Consider the following 17,183-nt stretch of genomic DNA (forward strand, 5'->3'; position numbering starts at 1 on the left):
ACAGGCACCTCGGACACCGAAGCGGCGGCTCGCCTCGCGCATGGCGGTCAGACCGGTCTCGGCCGCGAAGGTATCGGCGCGCTCGAAATCGCCTAGCATCAGCAGTGCGCGCCACTCGCTGAACAGCAGTGCACCCGGCTTCTCGTAGAGGTAGAGGGCCGAACCCAGCGCTCCGGGGTGGGGTATCCCTAACCGGATCCCGGCCTCATCGGCCGCTTCCCACAACACCATTTCCGGGGCCAGCTTGTGAATCGCGAGGCTGTGCTCCGCATCGAGCAGCCCGTTCTTCAGTCCGCACAGAGCGGGGATCTCACGGTAGAGCTCGACACATTCCTCGGGGGTTAACACCAGCCCTGTCGAGTGAGAGTTGAAAAAGCCCAGCGGCATATCGGTGCGATCGGCGACATAGCGCAGATATTCCAGCACCCCGGGCTTCCCCGAGCACTCGAAATACGGCGTCAGGATGTAGCAGATGTCGGCGCCCAGCTCTTGGGCGTTCAGCGTGAGCTCGACGGCCTGCTTGGCAGTGTCGGTACTCGACATCACCTGCACCAGCGCGCCGGGTTTGACCCGTCGAGCCTCCTCGATCGCGACCCGGACTACTTCTTTGAGTTCGTCGGTGGTCAGTGACCAGAATTCGGCGATACCGCCGGTCAGCCAAATACCGTCCTGGTCCAGGTCGACCAGGCAATGCCGCACCAGCGCGCGCAGTGCCCCGTAGTCGATTTCGTCGCCGTCGAGACCGTAGAACGGAGTGTAGAGCGAACTGCAATTGCCCCACAGGTGCTCCGACGCCCAGTCCTTCGCCTCTTTGCCGGTGACACCTGTGACCACAACCGACTCCTTCTGCATTTTTGCCGGACGCGAGTTCCGGGCCAGGTGATGACTATCACGTACGCGTCATGGTAGAACCATATGTGCATTGCATGCAAGGAACAAGTGCATGCTCGATGCACCCTGATCCGCGTTTTTCGATAGCGCGGCAACCGGCCAGTATGAGGAGCGTGATGTCGCAGAGCATGGAGGGCCGAGTCGCCGTGATTGCCGGCTCATCGATGGGCGTCGGCCGGGCCACCGCCATCCGCCTCGCGCAGGACGGCGCGACGGTCGTGCTGCTGGCCCGCCGTAAATTGCTGCTCGACGAGGTCGTCGAGATCATCGGGCCCAGTGCCGTTCCGATCGTCACCGACATCACCAACAGCCACGATGTGCAGGCCGCCTTCGAACAGATCGCGACGCAGTTCGGCCGTATCGACGTCCTGATCAATTCCGCGGGTGCCAGCCGGATCCGGCTGATCGAAGAAGCCAGCGACGAAGATATCGCCGTGACCGTCAACACCAACCTGGTGGCACCCATCTACACGACGCGTTCTGCCATTCCGCTACTGCGCGCGGCCGGCGGCGGCGACATCATGAACATCTCCTCGGAGATCACGCTCGACGACATGCCGATGATGACCCTTTACGCCGCCACCAAACGTGGCCTCAACGGTTTCACCGGAGCCATGAGCAAGGAGCTGCGCCGAGACGGCATCCGGGTGACCTTGGTCGTCCTCGGCGCGGTCGGAGATACCGGAATCCACGAGAACTTCGGGCCGGGCGACCTCGAAAAGGCCTGGCCGCTGTGGGAAGCCGACGGCTACCTCACCCGGATGAGTGGTACCCACCTCCTCACCTCGGCCACCGTCGCCGACGTGTTGCACGACGTCATCACCAGGCCCCGCGAAGTGATGATGGATGTGATCCACGTCCGTCCGGCCAGCAGCTGAGCCCCTCCCCAGGATGAAGCCGAAACCGCAAAGGAGACAAAGTGATTCGACCGATGGACGGCGTCCGGGTACTGGAGGTGGCACAGTTCACCTTCGTCCCGTCCGCGGGTGCGGTCTTGGCCGACTGGGGTGCCGACGTCATCAAGGTCGAGCACGCAGAAAAGGGTGATGCCCAGCGCGGCCTGAGCGCCGTGATGGGCATGGCGGTCGGCAGCGGGTCGTTCGCACCCTTGATGGAACACCCCAATCGGGGCAAGCGCAGCATCGGCCTCGCGCTGGAGCAGCCCCAAGCGCTGCAGGTGCTGCACGAGCTGATCCGCACCAGTGACGTGTTCTTGACGAACTTCCTGCCCGCCGCGCGACGGCGGCTGGGCATCGAACTCGACGATGTCCGCAAGATCAATCCGGACATCATCTACGTCCGCGGATCCGGTTTCGGCGCCAACGGCCCTGACAGCGAGAAGGGCGGCTACGACAGCACCGCCTTCTGGGCTCGGGCCGGTGGCGCGGTGGGGGCCGCGCCTGCAGAGTTCGATGGCATTCCCAAGATGCCTGCCGGTGCCTACGGTGATTCGTTGGGCGGAATGACCATCGCCGGAGGCATCGCCGCGGCGCTCCTAGCGCGCGAACGCACCGGCGAAACGTCGGTTGTCGACGTCTCACTGCTCGGCGTGGGTGCCTGGGCCAGCGCTCTCTCCGTAGGTTTGGCGCTTCTCGAGGGCGGCCCACCGGCGCCCCGCGCACCCGGCAACACGGCGCCGATGAACCCGCTGGTGGGCAACTACCGAACCGCCGACAACCGTTGGCTCGTGCTGGCCATGCTCCAACCCGGGCGCTATTGGCCCGAGTTCTGTCGGCACATCGACCGCGAGGACCTCATCCATGACGAGCGATTCGCTAGCACCGAGGCACTCATGGGCAATACGCCGGTAGCGGCCGAGATCGTGCAAGAGGTGCTCGCCGCGCGGCCGCTGGCCGAATGGGTCACCCGGTTCGCCGGCATGGAAGGCCAGTGGGCCATCGCGCAGGATCCGTGGGAAGTGGGCCAGGACCCGGCGTTGCGAGCCAATGGAATGATCGCCGAAGTACTCGACATCGACGGCGCTCCGCGGGAACTGGTCGCCAACCCGGTGCAGTTCGACGAGAAGCCCGTACAGCTCAAGCGGGCGCCACAATTCGCCGAGCACACCGATGACATTCTGCGGGCGCTCGGCAAGTCGGACGACGAACTGATCGACCTCAAGGTCAGTGGCGCGGTGACCTGAGAAGTGCCGCCTCGGCTGTTAGGTTGCCGCGCGGAGGATGGCCGCCGAGCAGAAAGCCCACAGGTCATCGACACTGGTCGTCCGCCCACCGGACAACACCGCGGAGTGCGACGTCGCCAGCAGGAGCTCCTGAAGTAGCGCGGCCTGGGTGGCTAACGGCACGTCATCGCGGAGCAAGCCTGCATCGGCAACCTCTTCGAGCAACTCAACGATGAAGGAGTGCAAGGGTTCCAGGGCGTAAGCGAGGTCGTTGGGGCGGGACTCGGCCAGCCGCAGGTGCAGGACACTGAGCCCACGCGCCAGTCGGGCCGGCATCGCGGTGATTTCAGACAGTGCCTCCATTAAGGCCCGCACCCGCTGCACGGGATCCGTGATGCCGTCGCACCGCTCGCGGATCATTGGCATCGCCGTGGTCCGCAGGATCGTCTCGTACACCGCCAACAGCAGGCTGTCTTTGCCATCGAAAAAGGTGTAAAAAGTCCGCTGCGACATGCTGGATTTGTCAACGACGTCTTGGATGGTGAAGTCGCTTTCGTCTCGCTCCCCCAGGAGCTGTATCGCCGCCGACACGAAGCGATCGCTACGTGCCTGGGCTCGCGCGCGGGCGTTGCGCAGCGAGCGATCGACACTGTCCCGCTGCCAACTCGGTACGGGCGCCTCCGCCGGCTGGTGATTTTTCTTTGCCTTCAGCTCAGTTGACCGCGCCATGACGCTCCGCTCTCTCAAGGTCGACTTCGGCCAGGAAGTCGCCGATAACTCCCCTGACCGTATCTGGGCACTTCTGGTGGGCGGAATGCGCCGCGCCCGCTATCTCGACAAACCGGGCCCGCGGATTGACTTGCGCGAATCGCCGACCCTGCTGCTGACGCGTGAGTTCGTCCCGATCCCCTGCCATCAACAGAATCGGGCACGCGATGCCGGCCAACGTCTCCTCGCTCAATTCGGGCCAAGACACGCTGTCCTCGTGTAGCGCGGTGACCAGGTCGCGCCAGTGCTCGGGCCCGTGCACGGCCTCATGCAAGCGTCGTAGCGCAAACGGCCACGTGCGGTGCAGATGCTCCAGCCGAGGAGCGCGGTAGTCGCTGGGGCGTCCCGTCCCGGGAGAAATGAGGATCAAGGATCGGGCCGTTCCCGGGTTCTCCAATTCCAGCGTCAGCGCAATCTCCGCACCATAGGAGAAACCCACGATGTGCGGGCGTCCCAGGTCCAAATACTCGATGAGATACCGCAGGTCGGAGCGGACTGCGGTCCCCGTCGTAGCCGTCGATCGGAATTCCGATCGGCCATGGCCGCGTAGATCGGGCAGGATGCATCGGTACCCCGGCCCCAGGGCCGCGGCCAGGCCAGCCCACTCGAACTCGCCCGTGGCGGTCGCGCCGTGGACGAACAAGACCGGCTGAGGTCCGTCGCCGACCACCGCATAGGCCAACGTCAACCCATCGTGTTGATAGGTGAAGGGACGAGGCGCTCCCAGCTGCCCAGTCATGCACGGCCCTCAACAACCTGCTTCTCGTTCAACGGCACACCACAGGTCCGTTCGGAGACAGATGACCCCCATTGAGCCTCCACTTGTCTCCCTCATGCCCTCGGTTTGAGTGAGCAAATTCTTGCATGACGCCCACCATGTTCTACCAGTGCAAAACGCTCAGGTGCTGTCTCACGAGGTTAACATGCTGAATCAAAGCCAGCCTGCCTATCGCACACGTGATAGTGATTGCAACTCAGCTCCAGGCGATGGATTTGAGTTCGGTGAACTCCTCAATTCCGTGGTGGCCCCATTCCCTGCCAATGCCGCTCTGCTTGAATCCGCCGAAGACACCGGTGATGCCCACCCCATTGGGCTGATCGGCTGACCAGCCAGGGCCGGAGCTGCCCAGAGCCTCGACGTTGACGGTGGGCGGCCCCACCGTCTGCACCGAGACATTTCCGGCCCGGATCTGACGGGCAACGTTGAAGCCGCGCGCGGTGTTGCCCGTGATGACGCCGCCGCCGAGTCCGTAAATCGAATCGTTGGCGATGCGAATCGCCTCCTCTTCAGTCTTGTAGGTGATCACGGTGAGGACCGGACCGAAGATTTCCTCCCGCGCAATCCGCATGTCATTGCGGGCGTTGACGAACAGCGTCGGCTCGTAAAAGAACCCCTTGGCTAAGTGCGCGGGACGCTTGCCGCCGAAGACCAGCTCGGCTCCCTCATCCAGACCGGATTGCACGTATGCCTCGACCCGGGCTCGCTGCCGCTCTCGGATCAACGGGCCGATGAGCGTGTCGGACTCGCGGGGGTCGCCGACCTTCAGAGACGACGCCGACCTCTTGGCGCCGTCGACGTACGCATCGAGCAAGTGCTCGGGCAGCAGCATTCTCGTCTGGATGGCGCAGCCCTGCCCAGCATGGATCATCGAGGTGATAATGCCCATGTTGGCGACGTGGTCTTCAGGGACATCGTCCAAGACGATCGACGCACTTTTACCGCCGAGCTCGAGTTGCAGGCGCTTGACTGTGGGGGCAGCGGCCGCCATGATGGCTCGCCCGGTGGTAGTCGAGCCGGTGAAAGTGACCATGTCGACCAGCGGGTGGGTGGTCATCTCCGCCCCGACCTCGGGGCCACCCGCGATGACGTTGAGCACGCCTGGCGGAAGGTCAGCATCCTGAGCCGCTTTGGCGATCTCGAAGGCGTCAAGCGGCGTCCACTGGTGCGGCTTGAGCACCACGGTGCAGCCGGCCGCCAGAGCCGGCAAGACCTTCACAATGTTGAGGAAAAACGGGAAGTTGAACGGGGTGATCGCGGCCACCACACCGACCGGTTCGCGGACCACAACGTGCCCGGCCATTCCGGTCGGACCCCCGGCCGGCGGAGACACTTCGGTCCACCGCACCGCGAGTTCCATGGCCTCGGCAATCCACTCGGCGATGTCAATCGTGCCGCGCACCTGAATGATGTCGGCGAGAAAGCCGACCGACCCGGACTCGGCCATCACCAGCTTCTTGAGGAAATTATGGCGCTCATCAAGGATGGCGGCGAATCGGCGTAGGACCTTTGCCCGATCTCGCGGCGACGTCCGCGGCCAGGGGCCGTCGTCGAATGCCCGGCGGGCGGCTGCGATCGCCGCGCGGGTGGCCTTGAGGCCCGCTTCCGGGACCGAGCCGATGGCCTCCTCGGTGGCCGGGTCTATGACTTTGATGACCCCGACCGTGTCGTCGGCCGTCCAAGCGCCGTCGATGAACATGTTGTCGTAATCCCAGCGGTCGCTCACCGCGCATTACCTCCAACTCTGAAGAATTTGACGCCCGCTGCATCGCCCAGTCGGGCCTACTGCCGCAGACGTGCCGATGCCAGAAGACGCTAGCAACAGCGTATCCCTATAGGGAGAATATAATGTTCCTCTTTGGACACCTGTTATATCTGTATACCGGTAGTCATCATCTTCGCGGTCAACTTGGTTGGAGGAAACATGGAAGACGTACTGGGATATGCGGGGCGCCATGTGGTGGTTACCGGCGCCGCGTCGGGCATGGGCGCAGCGACGGCAACGATCTTGACCAAGCTAGGGGCACGCGTCACTGCGCTCGACGTGCGGCCTACCGAGGCGTCGGTCGACCGGGCGCTGGAAGTGGACTTGCGTGATCGCACATCGATCGAGCGGGCAGCCGAGTCCATCGACGGGCCGGTCCATGGTTATTTTGGCTGCGCGGGCCTGCCTGGGCCGCCGTTCTCTGGCCTGGACGTGTTGCTGGTCAACTTCGTCGGAGCCCGGCACCTGGTGGACCTGGTCCTGCCCAAGATTCCTGCCGGCGGTGCGATCGCGGTGGTCGCGTCCAATGCCGCCATGGGGTGGCAAAAGGAGCTGGAGCAGCTTATGGAACTGGTGTCCACCGACGGGTTCGATGAGGGCAAGCGGTGGTGTGTGGCTAATGACGAGATGGGAGCGGTCGGTGCATACCCACTTTCCAAGAAGGCGATCAACGCCTGGGTGGCGTCCCGGGCCGCCACGCTGATCACCGATGACATCCGGCTCAACTGCATCAACCCCGGCCCCACCGACACCGCGATGCTGCCCCATTTCGTGGAATTCGCCGGGCAGAACATCATTGACGCCTTCGTCGGGCCGATCCGTCGGCGCTCAACCGCCGAGGAACAGGCGTGGCCTCTGATCTTCCTTAACAGCCCCCGATCGAGCTACATCAACGGCGAAGCATTGGTTACCGATGGCGGATTCTTCGGCGCGGTGCAGTCCGGTCAACTCGACCTCGGCAAGATGTTCGACACCCCAGACATCAGCGCCACCGGAGCTTGACGGCTACTCGACCCTTCCCCGGAGCGCAGCGCCGCACGTCGCCTTGACGAAGCCTGTCCACCACAATCGTGCCCTGGGGCGCCGATGGTTAATGCATACGAACTGTGATTAGCAATGGACCGGATGCGGCCAAAACCTCGGCTCGTCACAGCCAACCAGCGCGGCAGTCCGAGCCTTCACTTCGCATGGTTCGGAGATTATCCCGCGTCGGAGAAGCCCCGATAATGACCAATTACGTCGGATCGATAAGGTCGGCGTCGCGGCCACAGGAGAATAATGCCCGGTTTTGGCCACCGAAGCTCGGAGTTCCAGTCCCCCTTCGACTCTGGTGACGTGGCGTAGCTCGGGAGGCACAGCTCGCCGACGGGGCCCCGTTCTACTAGCTGAGCTCGGGGATGCTGTCGCGGTGGCTCGTTACAGGTACATCCCTGACGACAACTGGGCCCGGTATCGCCCGGTGCCGACTTCGGATAGCAACGTCGCGGTACTGATGCTTCCCTCGTCACCGGGGGCGAGCACGGCACGGCGCACAACTTCACGAAGGTCACTGCCGCTGGTATTTTCAGGCAGCGCGGCTACGACGGTCGCAATGTCAATGGTCTGACCGCCGGGAATCTCGTTGATCAACACCGAGAGGATCCGGGCAGCCTGCGTGCTGTTTGGATAACCGACCTCGACGATGGAGTCGAATCGCCCCGTGCGGATCGCCGCCTTATCCAATGTGGCGGCATCGTTCGTGGACGCCAGTGTCAGGATGCGGGCGTTGGGTTCGATGTCCATTGCCTGCAACAGTTCCGACAGTCCCCCATCACCGGTCGAGCGGTCCCGGCACCAGAGGTCGACGTCCTCCAGGACGAGCAGCACCGGACCGTCGAGGCGCTGCGCCTCCTCGACGACGGCGGTCAGCAGCTCAGCACCCGCCTTGGCCTCGATGTAGATGACGGTGAAGTCGCCGACGACTTCGCTGGCCACGACCGCGCTAATCGCTGACTTGCCGGTGCCGGGTGGTCCGCACAGCAAAACCCCGCGGCGGGACCCCGAGCCGTGCGCGTTGAGCACGCTGTGGCGGTCGCGTACCGCGGTGACACCAAGATCGACCTCGGCCCACACCTCGTCGCCGACGATGACGTTGTGGCGCGTCGCGGTTGCGGGCAGGTCGATGACGTCCAGGCTCAGTCCGCGTTGGTAGGTGGCGCGCACCGCGCGGCCGCGGTACGGGTTGAGTGCGTTGGCGCGTTCGGCGAGCCGATCCAATAGCGCGCAGGCATCTGCTTGCTTATCGGGCGTCACGAAGGCACTCACGTGAGCGGACCGCATGACGTTCTCACGGGTCTCGATGTGGATGATGCATCCGGTGTCGTCGAGCAGCGTCCCGGCGGGAAAGTGCACACGCAGGCAGAGTGGGTGGCGGTAGCGTCGGGCGCCGATCTTGGTCTGCGTCCACGTTGGGGGGTGGGTGGATTCGCCTGGACCGATCTCGCAGTCCGGCCTGTGTTCCTCGATCCATTGCGCCAACGCCAGTGCGGTGGTCAGTCGTGATACCGGATGCAAGGGGCGTTCCTCGTCGAGCAGGTGCCCGCAGTCCGGTACGCCGAGGCAGCGGGCGGTGAATCGTTCAGCGTTCTCGGCACTGTCTTGTTCGGCGACGCCGACCAGCAACTCCCCGAGTGCGCACAGCGCTGATCGCACGTCGCCATTCTGGCTGTCCAGCCAGCCGTTGACGTCGGTGATGGGTCGGCGGACTGGGTCCGCGCCTCGGGTGAGCCCGGCAGGCAGATCGTTCGATCCGCTAGCGTTGCGGTTCATCGCTTTGGGGTGATTCGGCTACAGGACAGCTTGACAGATTCTCACCTGTCTGCCGGGTCGTCAACGGGTTTTCGTGTCGACGGCCGCGTATCGATCTCAGCGCTTCGCCGGTGGCGGTTTGGCACTGAAAACGTGCGTTGGTTGCTGCGGTCACGAGGTGGATAGGCGGGTTCCGCAAGCTGGGCACCAGCTGAGCACGCCGCCCAGCGACGCTTGTATCGAGGGCAGGTTGTCGCGGTGCAGTGTGCATGCTTGGCGGGCGAGATGGACGCGGATGGTATCGATAATGAAGTCTGCCCGCTGAGCTGGGGTGCTGCCGTATCCCTCAACATCGATTGTGCCAGAGGCGATTACATCACCTTCGTCCAGTTCACGCTCGTAGCATTGGCCCGCACCATCACTGTCGTCCTCAGTCAGAGTACGGACGAAGCGACCGCTTGGCCGCAGGTCGAGTTCGATGCGCCACTCGCCGCGGCGTTCACAGAAGTAGAAGCTGTGGCCGTCGACTTCTCCGGTCCACTCTTCGGGGAACCACCCGCCATGGCTGCGCACTATGACATCGCTCTGGCCCGCCAGCCAGGCCTGCAGGTCGGCTTCGGCGGTTTGCGCGTCGGCTTTGATCTGTTGGCCCTCTGGCGATTCCCAGATCGCCGCCAGGCCCTGGCGCCACTTCTGCCACGAGCGGCGGCGATCCTCGGGCGTGCGTGTGCACACGCAATCAAATCCGTAGTCGTGAAAATCACTTTCGGGTAGCCGCGGGTGGCAGCCGCACCGGCATCGCTCGCCGCTGTCGATGTAGCGCCAATCCGTGAGTGCCTTGAGCGCGAGGTCGGCGAGCGTCTCGGGTTGCGGGCAGCGGTGCAGCTCGAATGCCGCCGCCAGGTGGTCGCGGTAGCGGCGGCGCGCCTCGGCGCGAGCATGCTCGAGCTGTTCTCGGTACTCGGCCTCACTCCGGACATGGGCGAAATCGACCATATGCATCTCCGGTTGTCATCCATACCGTCGCGGCTGGCATGAGATCGCCATGGCGTCAGATTGATTTCGAGTTGACCGGTGATCGATATCGACCCGCAGCAAGAGCGACTGCTCGCCGACCGTGGAATCACCCCCTGAGCGCCGTGACCGAAAACCCTTCAACGTCGACCTATTGTGAATAGTGTTTGGCCTCAATGTCTGCTTCATCAACCACCGTTCGGGTAGCCGGAGACCAACTCGCGCTCCATCTAGCACGATCGCCCGGTATTCGGTGAAGGTGGTTGCCCCACTGCTGAATTGGGCGAGCCGTTTCACGGATCGCGCATCAGGATTCCAGCCCTCCAACCTGCTGTAGGCAATGGCTCTGCGGTGCGCGCCTCGCTGGTCGGGTATGAGGTTGTTGGCGGTGTCGAGCCACTCCCGCCAACCATGTGGTGACATGCCCAACCTCCGTCACGCTTGCGCCCGCCCGGGAGCGGCAAGGTGGCCGCGGTGGCGGGTGGACCTGGCCGGCGGCACTGCGGGGCGTCTGATCGGCGGTGAACCGCCCCTTGCGCGGCCGAATCCTCACCCGTTGTCCGACTCTTCAGGTCAGCCAGCAGACCAGGTCCCCATTGCAGAGTGTAGCACTAGTAGGGCAGAACACGTTGTTGTGTTGCATTGGATCGCGCATTTGGCCGCAGACGTCGACACCCGTCTACGTCAACCGGAATGCAGCATTATTTCGTAGGAGGCTTGGAGTGTCGCTTACGCGCTGGTGCCGGTTCGGGTACGACAAGCAGATCAGCGACCGGCGCCTCGAGGGCGTCCGCGAGGTCAAAAAGCTGCGTAAAGCAGGCCACGCCGGCCGAACTCGACATGGATCAGCACATTGCGGGGTACACCCGCGTGCAGCGCGATAGAGCGTCCGCCTGCCCTCCGAGCCCGCGAGTCCTCAGCTCGAGGAAACACTGTTGACAACAAATCTCGACCGAGTTGGTCGAGCGCTCCGACATCAGTCATTTTATGCCCTCGAGCAGCTCTGAAGCGGACACGCCGAGGGCCTTCGCGATATCGAATAGTCTTTCGTGCAGGATGCCGCGGCGGCCGTACTCGAGGTCGATTAACACGTTGCGTGAAACACCGGACCTCAATGCAAGCTCCTCTTGGGTGTAGCCGCGGTCGATGCGCAGGGTCTGTATTCGAGTGCCCACCTGACGGCGCCGTCTCTCCCACACAGCGACCCGTTTGGGGTCGTTTTGACTGGGGCGCGTCGGCACGCATACCAGTACTGCTGCAGATCCCGGAAAAGTCTGCCCTACTAGTAGGTCTAAATTTGCAGTATGGCCGCCCACCGAGCGTGGACCCCCCGGATCTCGGTGCATGTGACGCGTTCACTCACCTCTATACGCGAGTTTGCTCGGATTGGCGGGGGCGAGACTTGACTCTGCACAATTAGGACGCCGGAGCCCGAAATCCCGACATCCCAAACGCGCAGCACGGCAATGGCGAATCAACCCAGAATGCACTACTAGTAGTGCATTCTGGGTTGATGGTCGCCGAGGTGCTTCCACGGGAGGTCGTCCCTCGCGGCGGCGGCGTAGAGCCTTGGCGCGCAGTGCGGACTCTGCCGATCCGGGTGAAACCGTTGCCAGAAGAGAGCCTTGAGTCCTGGCTGGAAGCGTTGGCTAGCCGCACAGACGCGACCTGGGGTCAAATTTTGCGCGCAGTAGATATTTCGGGAGCGCGGGGTAATACGGCCTCGCACTGGGCGGGGCGGGCCAACGTGTCGCTGACACCGGGGCAGGGGGACACCATCAGCTACTGCACCGGCGTCGAACCCTGCCTGCTTCAGGCGATGACTCTGCAACCGTGGATCAACGACACCAGCTGGCAACGTCCGTCTGCAGCCTCACTGCGCATGACTGGTTCGCGGTTCTGTCCCAAGTGCCTTGAGGAGCGCGGTGGCAGATGGCGGGTGTGGTGGCGGTTGCGGTGGGCATTCGTGTGCCCGACGCATGGATCCTTGCTCGCCGACGCGTGCCGCGTCTGCGGCGGTCTGCAGCGCACGGCACCGCCTCGCTTCAACGAGGTACCGAAGCTGGGGTCGTGCACCCGGGGTGTGACCCGATCCGGCGAGGGACCACGGTGCCATGAGCCGTTGTCGGGTGCTCCTGCCATACGCCTCGGGACAGATCCGGCGGTGGTGACCCAATGCGAGCTTCTCCGCGTGCTGCGCGCGGGCTATGCGTTGGGTGGCATCTACGGGTCGTCGCCAGTGCCATCGACGATATTCATGGGAGATCTACACACGCTGGGCAGTTGGATGTTGCGCTACGCGCAGCCCTTTCATGTGGCCGCCCCGATCTCCGATCTGCTCTGGGAGCAGTTCGTGCTCGCAGCAAAGAACGGGTTTGCGCGGCCTTTAGTCACGGGTGGCGGTGCGCGGGTAGCGTGCTCGAACGCCGCCGCCGATGCCGTCACCGCTTGTATGGCGATGCCCGTCCTCCAGGCTGATGACACCGAGATCGCCGCCCAGCGCCTGCAATGGCTGACGACGTCGATGCGCCGGCGTGGATTCTCACCGATGGATTCCCGGAACTGTTGGAACATCGGGCACAGCCCGTCACTTGACGCCCTGCGACGGACGGTGCTTTCGTCGCGCAGTTTGCACCAACATCGGACGACTCGACCATTCCCGGGGACTGGGCCGCAACTCAGCGCCGTGTGATCGGCAGCGTGCAGGCAACCGCCGCTCGCCGACTCTCGACGCGGTAGGTAGTCACGGAGCTGGTCACGCAGAGCGGTAAACGACTCTCATGCACGCTGAGAAGACTGGCGCCGCTTGCGGGGGTCTCGGCAGACCAGGATGCCGTACTTTCTCGCTGCTCGACTCAAAGCGGAAAGAGAGACGCCGACGTCTTGAGCTATAGCGGTGAGGGTGCGCTGCTTGACGACGTGTTCTTCGTACAGCCAGTCCAAGATGTCCGGACCAATTCTGTAGTAGTGACGAATTGGGATGCCATACTTTCGGGCTAGGTCGCCGACCGCCTCACGCCCGACGCCGACCTCGGCCGCGATGGCCGTCAGCGTCATGCCCTCGCGGTTGTACATGCGAAGAAGGTCTGCTTTTGTCAGGCGCGTCTCGGCGGGGTCGTTGCGAATCCGCCGGCGTGTCGTTGGTCGCACAAGCGGAAATTGCTCCAGCAGATACCTCACGACGTCGGCGGAAACCGCCAAATTGCGCGCGATTGCAGCCGTGGTCATTAAGGGATCCTGAGCTAGCTGGTGCACCTGCGTGACAGAAATCGAGTTGAGGTCCGGTCGCGGCAACTCAAGGTCGTTAATTAGGGAGAACGGCGGCGCCCAGGTAAGGGGCTCGCCTATCACGTTGTTGTGCGATAGGTATTGCAGACCGGCACTGTTCAGAGCATCGATCAGGGCGGGTGTGAACATAGCGATCATCTCGGCGCGCACAGCATCGCGGTATTGCGTTGTCGTTTTAAATGGGGCAGCGCTTCGGGGCAGCATACTTATCCGCTCAAAGAGCCATGATCGCGCAATGTCGCCGACCCGGTTTCTCCAGCCGGGTCCGTGATAAGCGTTGTCGTAGATGGCATTCCATTGCTGGGCCGGCAGCAGGTCTCGGTAATCAAGCAGGCGACGTCGTTGGTAGTCGATCGGACTCGGGTTTTCGCGAAGATAGTCGGCCAGCCGCATCATCGTGGCGAGGATGTTTGGCCACAACCGGTGAGGGCGCAGTTCTGCGACCATGTAGGCGAATCTCCTGTCCGTCATCGACAGGCTCAGTCTGCGGGCGGCACTTGGCACCGTTGTCTGATGTCCGTGGCACACGAGCATGATCGAGAGCACTGGGCGGATCACGGAAAGAGTGCCGCGTCCGACGGTCAAGCGAAAAGACCACTCGCGCCAGAACAAGGTGGGGATTGACCGCAACGAGTCGGGGGTCAACGTGCGCGGATAGCGCGGCAAGCACGACGCCGTGCCGTATCGCATCCTATCCAACACCCCGAACGAAGGCTCGAATGCACGGATGTGAACGGCGTCCATCGTTGCAGTCGGGCCGCCGCAGCGAAGAAGCGTCGGTGTGAGCTCTCGTCCCGTTGCCTTCGCCCTTTCTATGAGCGGGCGAAGCCGCGACGCGGCATCTTCTACACTTTCACGTCCAATGACATCGAGGGCCAGCATGATTCCAAGCCCGGTGACCAACGCAGGTGCGCTCGCCGCGAAGGCCCCAGGTGTCGACCAGCGGTCCAGATTCGAACCGTAAGCTGCCGAATGCTCTCGAATATGACTATCTCCACGCATCTCGAGTGACTCTGCGATGTAGTCAAGCTTTGCCATCGACAGCATTCGCGCCGAAAGCAGTCGCACGTCTCGGAGGAAATCAAGGGTCGACGTTGGCATCGCCTGATATATCCCACAGTCGATCACCGACCGCGACAGCAGTCCCGATAGACGGCACTGCGCCAACATGATTGGGTGCTGCCGGGCTAAGTATGGCATCGCAGCATACGCGAGATCGCCGAGGCATCGGCGCTTCTCACCATCTAATTCAATATTCCTTGAACATCGACAGAGGTCCGGAATCTCGTGCGCCCGCAGCCACCACGGCATCACACGCTGAAACATTGCGCATTCGGGGCACACATCGACGAGCAGGCAACTGTGTACCTGGCAGGTGAAGATCCACGGAAGTCGCCACGATAATTGCCAGCGGCCGTTCGAGACGCGAAGACACTGCGGGCAAAATCTCGATCGCACGGACTTCCAGGTCGACCGCACCCGTCCGGTGGATCGATCGACGGTGATCAGATGCCCGTCGTAGTGACCGAGCGTCGAGGCTTCGACCGCAGCTTGCCAGATCCCAGTGGCATGGGCGATTGCTGCGGCTTCGCGGGTGTGAAGGCAGGCCGTGAGGTTCTCTCGAACGAGACCTGGCGGGTCGGCTGGCGTCGGCTCGAGCGCTGCGAGTAGATGGCCCCAAGGAGTTTCGAGCCTTCGCGCAATTGCACCCAACCACGACTCCAGGGCCTCTCCAGGGACCGGAGCAACCCTGATGGGCAGTGTGCGTGGCGGCATCGCTCAGCAGCGCCTGAATCTATGACACACGTGGCGGTCGCGCAGATCGCGCTCGCAGGCGGCGAGTGCGGAATGCTGCAGCGAGTTCTTTCCGCGCCTTTTCGGCCGCACTGTCAATCCTGAACGAGTCCAACATTTTTCGGTTCAATGTTTCAGTGCCGGTTCGAACCGCGCGGGCACATCCGCGCCGGATGAGCTCCATGAGCGATCCGATGTGACCGGTGCTTCGTTCATAGAGATACTCTGACAAATCTTCCACCAGCATGCCCTGATGTTTGGCCCCCAGGACCAGTCGCTGCTCCACGGTGGCTAGGAGCGCGTTCCATTGGCATCGTTCTTTGTCGTTTTGCAGACCGTACGGCCGCATCTCCAACATTGTTGTGCGCCGGGCCGTTTGTTCTAGCACGATGTCGCCGTAGCCTGCTCCCTCGAGGCTGCAGCACAGGTCCTCCATCAATACTCCCCGATCACCGAGCCCAATGCCGATGAACAGCAACGTTACTGGGAACTCGTTGGAGACATACTTGAAATGGTTGCTGATCTCCACTCCACCAGATCGCTGCCAGTGCAGGAAGTGGAGGTCATCGATGATCAGTAGCCTTGTCTCGCAGCTTAGTACGCAATCGAGCGCTTGGCGTCCTAGTTGATCGTTACTTCTGTTTCCGCGACGGTAGCCTGGATGCGCATAAAAGTCGCACAGCGCGGCATTGAAGTCCTTCATGCTGGTATTGCCGCGCATACCTATTCGGCAGACCGGCCAACGCTCGTTCCCGGCGACCGTGAATTCACCATGCCGCCCAATCTCGCGCTTATGGAACTCCTTCGCGAAGGTTTCCGCCGCCCAGGTCTTGCCTAAGCCGGGGTAGCCGTCTATTGCCACTGCGCCCTTGGCATGATTTCCGTCCTGCGTGCTGCTATCCATGATGTCCCACAGATCTTCATGCAGCATCGCGAGCTGTGGTGTTCTCAACGGGCCAATGTTGTTGTGCCAGTCGGCTCGTCGCTGATTGTAGATGTCGGCTGCTGCATCGCCGAGACGGCGGATCTGGCCTCTCGAGAGCTCTTCGGGCCTGATCCGCCGGGGCGCCTCGACATACTCACGCCATCCCTCCTTGCGCGACAGCGTCAGGTTATCTAAGTTACTGGTCTTTTTCCGGCTCGCCACCCCGGTCGCACTCATACGTCCTCCAATACATCCTCATAGAAGTGACCGTCGTCGATGCGCGGATCGTCGTCGAGTTCGTCGGCCGATCCCGGGTCATCTGGCCCAATCTCCGTCGCGGTCAGTGCACCGAGGATCCTTTTCGCCGTGGGCAGTTCGGGAACGTGCGCCGCTTGCTTGACATCCAGGGCCAGACTGGACTGCTCGCGAGACAAGCGCAGGGCAGCTCGTCGCTCGGCCATGGTGTGTCCTTGACCAAGGTTGCGGCGTTCGAGAAATTCAGACAATGCCAACTTGTCGTCAAAATAACGGTATTTAGCCTTCACCAGTTCACGGCTGAATAACAGCCCGTCCTCGTTCATTGGGCCATCACACAGATCGGCATGGTCCCACATCAACGCGTGCCACCGGCGGGTCGATTTGGAGTCGAAAAAGTAGATGAAGCGCACGTCGTTAGGGTCGACATGAAACGGCCACTGCCCGTGATGTTCTCGGAAGGAACTCTTCTCCCCCGGCCGATATCCCGTCAGTCCAGAACCGCGGTAGATACGGTTGTCGACCTGAACACCGTAATGCTGAATCGTCCGCCATTCCACTTTCAGGAAGTTATAGGCGAAGTCGGGTTCGCGCGGCGCCTCGATATACCCGGCGCGCGAGACGCCATGCTCGAACATTTGCGCCGGGCTCAGTCCCAGTTTCCACAGGCCAACCTCTCCAACACCGTCGTGCGGCTTATTGTGGTAGCAGACGGCTATCCAGGGTAAGTCCCCTGGGGTGGTGGGGTTTCGGAATCGGGGTGTGACGGTGCCGGGCCTTTGCCGGGTGTGTCGTT

The 17,183-nt window shown here is 62.7% G+C and carries 13 protein-coding genes and 2 pseudogenes; 5 read left to right on the forward strand and 10 right to left on the reverse strand.

All coding sequences use genetic code 11. The annotated features are described in order from the left end of the window. Window positions 1-852, reverse strand: an 852-nt coding sequence (locus BST44_RS26960) for a dihydrodipicolinate synthase family protein (RefSeq protein WP_142274716.1), incomplete at its 3' end; no start/stop codon positions are given. Window positions 853-1,007: 155 nt separating this feature from the next. On the opposite strand from BST44_RS26960, the gene BST44_RS26965 reads away from it, so the two are divergent. Together BST44_RS26965 and BST44_RS26970 are read left to right on the forward strand one after the other, a co-directional pair. Beyond that, window positions 1,008-1,769, forward strand: a complete 762-nt coding sequence (locus BST44_RS26965; RefSeq protein WP_047323407.1) for an SDR family oxidoreductase — start codon at window positions 1,008-1,010, stop codon at window positions 1,767-1,769. 53 nt (window positions 1,770-1,822) lie between these two features. Further along, window positions 1,823-3,034, forward strand: a complete 1,212-nt coding sequence (locus BST44_RS26970) for a CaiB/BaiF CoA transferase family protein (RefSeq protein ID WP_082147612.1) — start codon at window positions 1,823-1,825, stop codon at window positions 3,032-3,034. Window positions 3,035-3,052: 18 nt separating this feature from the next. Here BST44_RS26970 and BST44_RS26975 read toward each other — a convergent pair whose 3' ends face one another. The 3 genes from BST44_RS26975 to BST44_RS26985 all read right to left on the reverse strand — a co-directional run bounded on the left by BST44_RS26975 (window position 3,053) and on the right by BST44_RS26985 (window position 6,285). Next, complete coding sequence (locus BST44_RS26975; RefSeq protein ID WP_009953194.1) at window positions 3,053-3,742, reverse strand: TetR/AcrR family transcriptional regulator; 690 nt, start codon at window positions 3,740-3,742, stop codon at window positions 3,053-3,055. Then, on the reverse strand, window positions 3,726-4,520 hold the full coding sequence (locus tag BST44_RS26980; RefSeq protein ID WP_014379486.1) for an alpha/beta fold hydrolase: 795 nt from the start codon (window positions 4,518-4,520) through the stop codon (window positions 3,726-3,728). Before BST44_RS26980 ends, BST44_RS26975 begins: the two co-directional genes overlap by 17 nt. Window positions 4,521-4,755: 235 nt before the next feature. Next, the gene (locus BST44_RS26985) at window positions 4,756-6,285 is read right to left on the reverse strand and encodes an aldehyde dehydrogenase family protein (protein ID WP_009953192.1); all 1,530 of its coding nucleotides are present in this window, start codon (window positions 6,283-6,285) and stop codon (window positions 4,756-4,758) included. A 198-nt stretch (window positions 6,286-6,483) separates the two neighbouring features. Between BST44_RS26985 and BST44_RS26990 the strand changes: the two genes are divergently transcribed. Continuing rightward, a complete protein-coding gene (locus BST44_RS26990; protein ID WP_009953190.1) occupies window positions 6,484-7,326 on the forward strand; it encodes an SDR family oxidoreductase in 843 nt (280 codons plus the stop codon). Window positions 7,327-7,740: 414 nt separating this feature from the next. On the opposite strand, the gene BST44_RS26995 is transcribed toward BST44_RS26990, so the two are convergent. From BST44_RS26995 to BST44_RS27010, 3 genes are all read right to left on the reverse strand, one after another. After that, on the reverse strand, window positions 7,741-9,132 hold the full coding sequence (locus tag BST44_RS26995) for an AAA family ATPase (protein ID WP_047323405.1): 1,392 nt from the start codon (window positions 9,130-9,132) through the stop codon (window positions 7,741-7,743). Window positions 9,133-9,282: 150 nt separating this feature from the next. Next, window positions 9,283-10,107 carry a hypothetical protein gene (locus tag BST44_RS27000; protein ID WP_009953187.1) on the reverse strand — a complete coding sequence of 275 codons (825 nt, stop codon included), beginning with the start codon at window positions 10,105-10,107 and terminating at the stop codon, window positions 9,283-9,285. A gap of 998 nt (window positions 10,108-11,105) precedes the next feature. Then, window positions 11,106-11,366 carry a helix-turn-helix domain-containing protein gene (locus BST44_RS27010; protein WP_029384319.1) on the reverse strand — a complete coding sequence of 87 codons (261 nt, stop codon included), beginning with the start codon at window positions 11,364-11,366 and terminating at the stop codon, window positions 11,106-11,108. A 272-nt stretch (window positions 11,367-11,638) separates the two neighbouring features. On the opposite strand from BST44_RS27010, the pseudogene BST44_RS31580 reads away from it, so the two are divergent. After that, a pseudogene (locus BST44_RS31580) lies at window positions 11,639-12,106 on the forward strand (TniQ family protein); the annotation flags it as partial. A 210-nt stretch (window positions 12,107-12,316) separates the two neighbouring features. Continuing rightward, window positions 12,317-12,817, forward strand: coding sequence for a hypothetical protein (locus BST44_RS31185; RefSeq protein ID WP_225323323.1), 501 nt, complete (start codon window positions 12,317-12,319; stop codon window positions 12,815-12,817). A gap of 86 nt (window positions 12,818-12,903) precedes the next feature. Here BST44_RS31185 and BST44_RS27020 read toward each other — a convergent pair whose 3' ends face one another. The 3 genes and pseudogenes from BST44_RS27020 to BST44_RS27030 all read right to left on the reverse strand — a co-directional run. Then, window positions 12,904-15,189: a TniQ family protein gene (locus tag BST44_RS27020; protein WP_014379483.1), complete on the reverse strand. Its 2,286-nt coding sequence runs from the start codon at window positions 15,187-15,189 to the stop codon at window positions 12,904-12,906. A 19-nt stretch (window positions 15,190-15,208) separates the two neighbouring features. Beyond that, window positions 15,209-16,369 carry an ATP-binding protein gene (locus tag BST44_RS27025; protein WP_009953180.1) on the reverse strand — a complete coding sequence of 387 codons (1,161 nt, stop codon included), beginning with the start codon at window positions 16,367-16,369 and terminating at the stop codon, window positions 15,209-15,211. Beyond that, window positions 16,366-17,183 (reverse strand): annotated as a pseudogene (locus BST44_RS27030) (transposase); the annotation flags it as partial. The pseudogene BST44_RS27030 and the gene BST44_RS27025, both read right to left, overlap by 4 nt.

The organism is Mycobacterium scrofulaceum (assembly GCF_002086735.1).
Classification (GTDB): Bacteria; Actinomycetota; Actinomycetes; order Mycobacteriales; family Mycobacteriaceae; genus Mycobacterium; species Mycobacterium scrofulaceum.

Bases quoted from the DNA above. Each gene is read 5' to 3' on its own strand.
- BST44_RS26965 (WP_047323407.1), top strand. From the start codon at position 1,008: ATGTCGCAGAGCATGGAGGGCCGAGTCGCCGTGATTGCCGGCTCATCG.
- BST44_RS26970 (WP_082147612.1), top strand. From the start codon at position 1,823: ATGGACGGCGTCCGGGTACTGGAGGTGGCACAGTTCACCTTCGTCCCG.
- BST44_RS26975 (WP_009953194.1), bottom strand. From the start codon at position 3,742: ATGGCGCGGTCAACTGAGCTGAAGGCAAAGAAAAATCACCAGCCGGCG.
- BST44_RS26980 (WP_014379486.1), bottom strand. From the start codon at position 4,520: ATGACTGGGCAGCTGGGAGCGCCTCGTCCCTTCACCTATCAACACGAT.
- BST44_RS26990 (WP_009953190.1), top strand. From the start codon at position 6,484: ATGGAAGACGTACTGGGATATGCGGGGCGCCATGTGGTGGTTACCGGC.
- BST44_RS26995 (WP_047323405.1), bottom strand. From the start codon at position 9,132: ATGAACCGCAACGCTAGCGGATCGAACGATCTGCCTGCCGGGCTCACC.
- BST44_RS27000 (WP_009953187.1), bottom strand. From the start codon at position 10,107: ATGGTCGATTTCGCCCATGTCCGGAGTGAGGCCGAGTACCGAGAACAG.
- BST44_RS27020 (WP_014379483.1), bottom strand. From the start codon at position 15,189: ATGCCGCCACGCACACTGCCCATCAGGGTTGCTCCGGTCCCTGGAGAG.
- BST44_RS27025 (WP_009953180.1), bottom strand. From the start codon at position 16,369: ATGAGTGCGACCGGGGTGGCGAGCCGGAAAAAGACCAGTAACTTAGAT.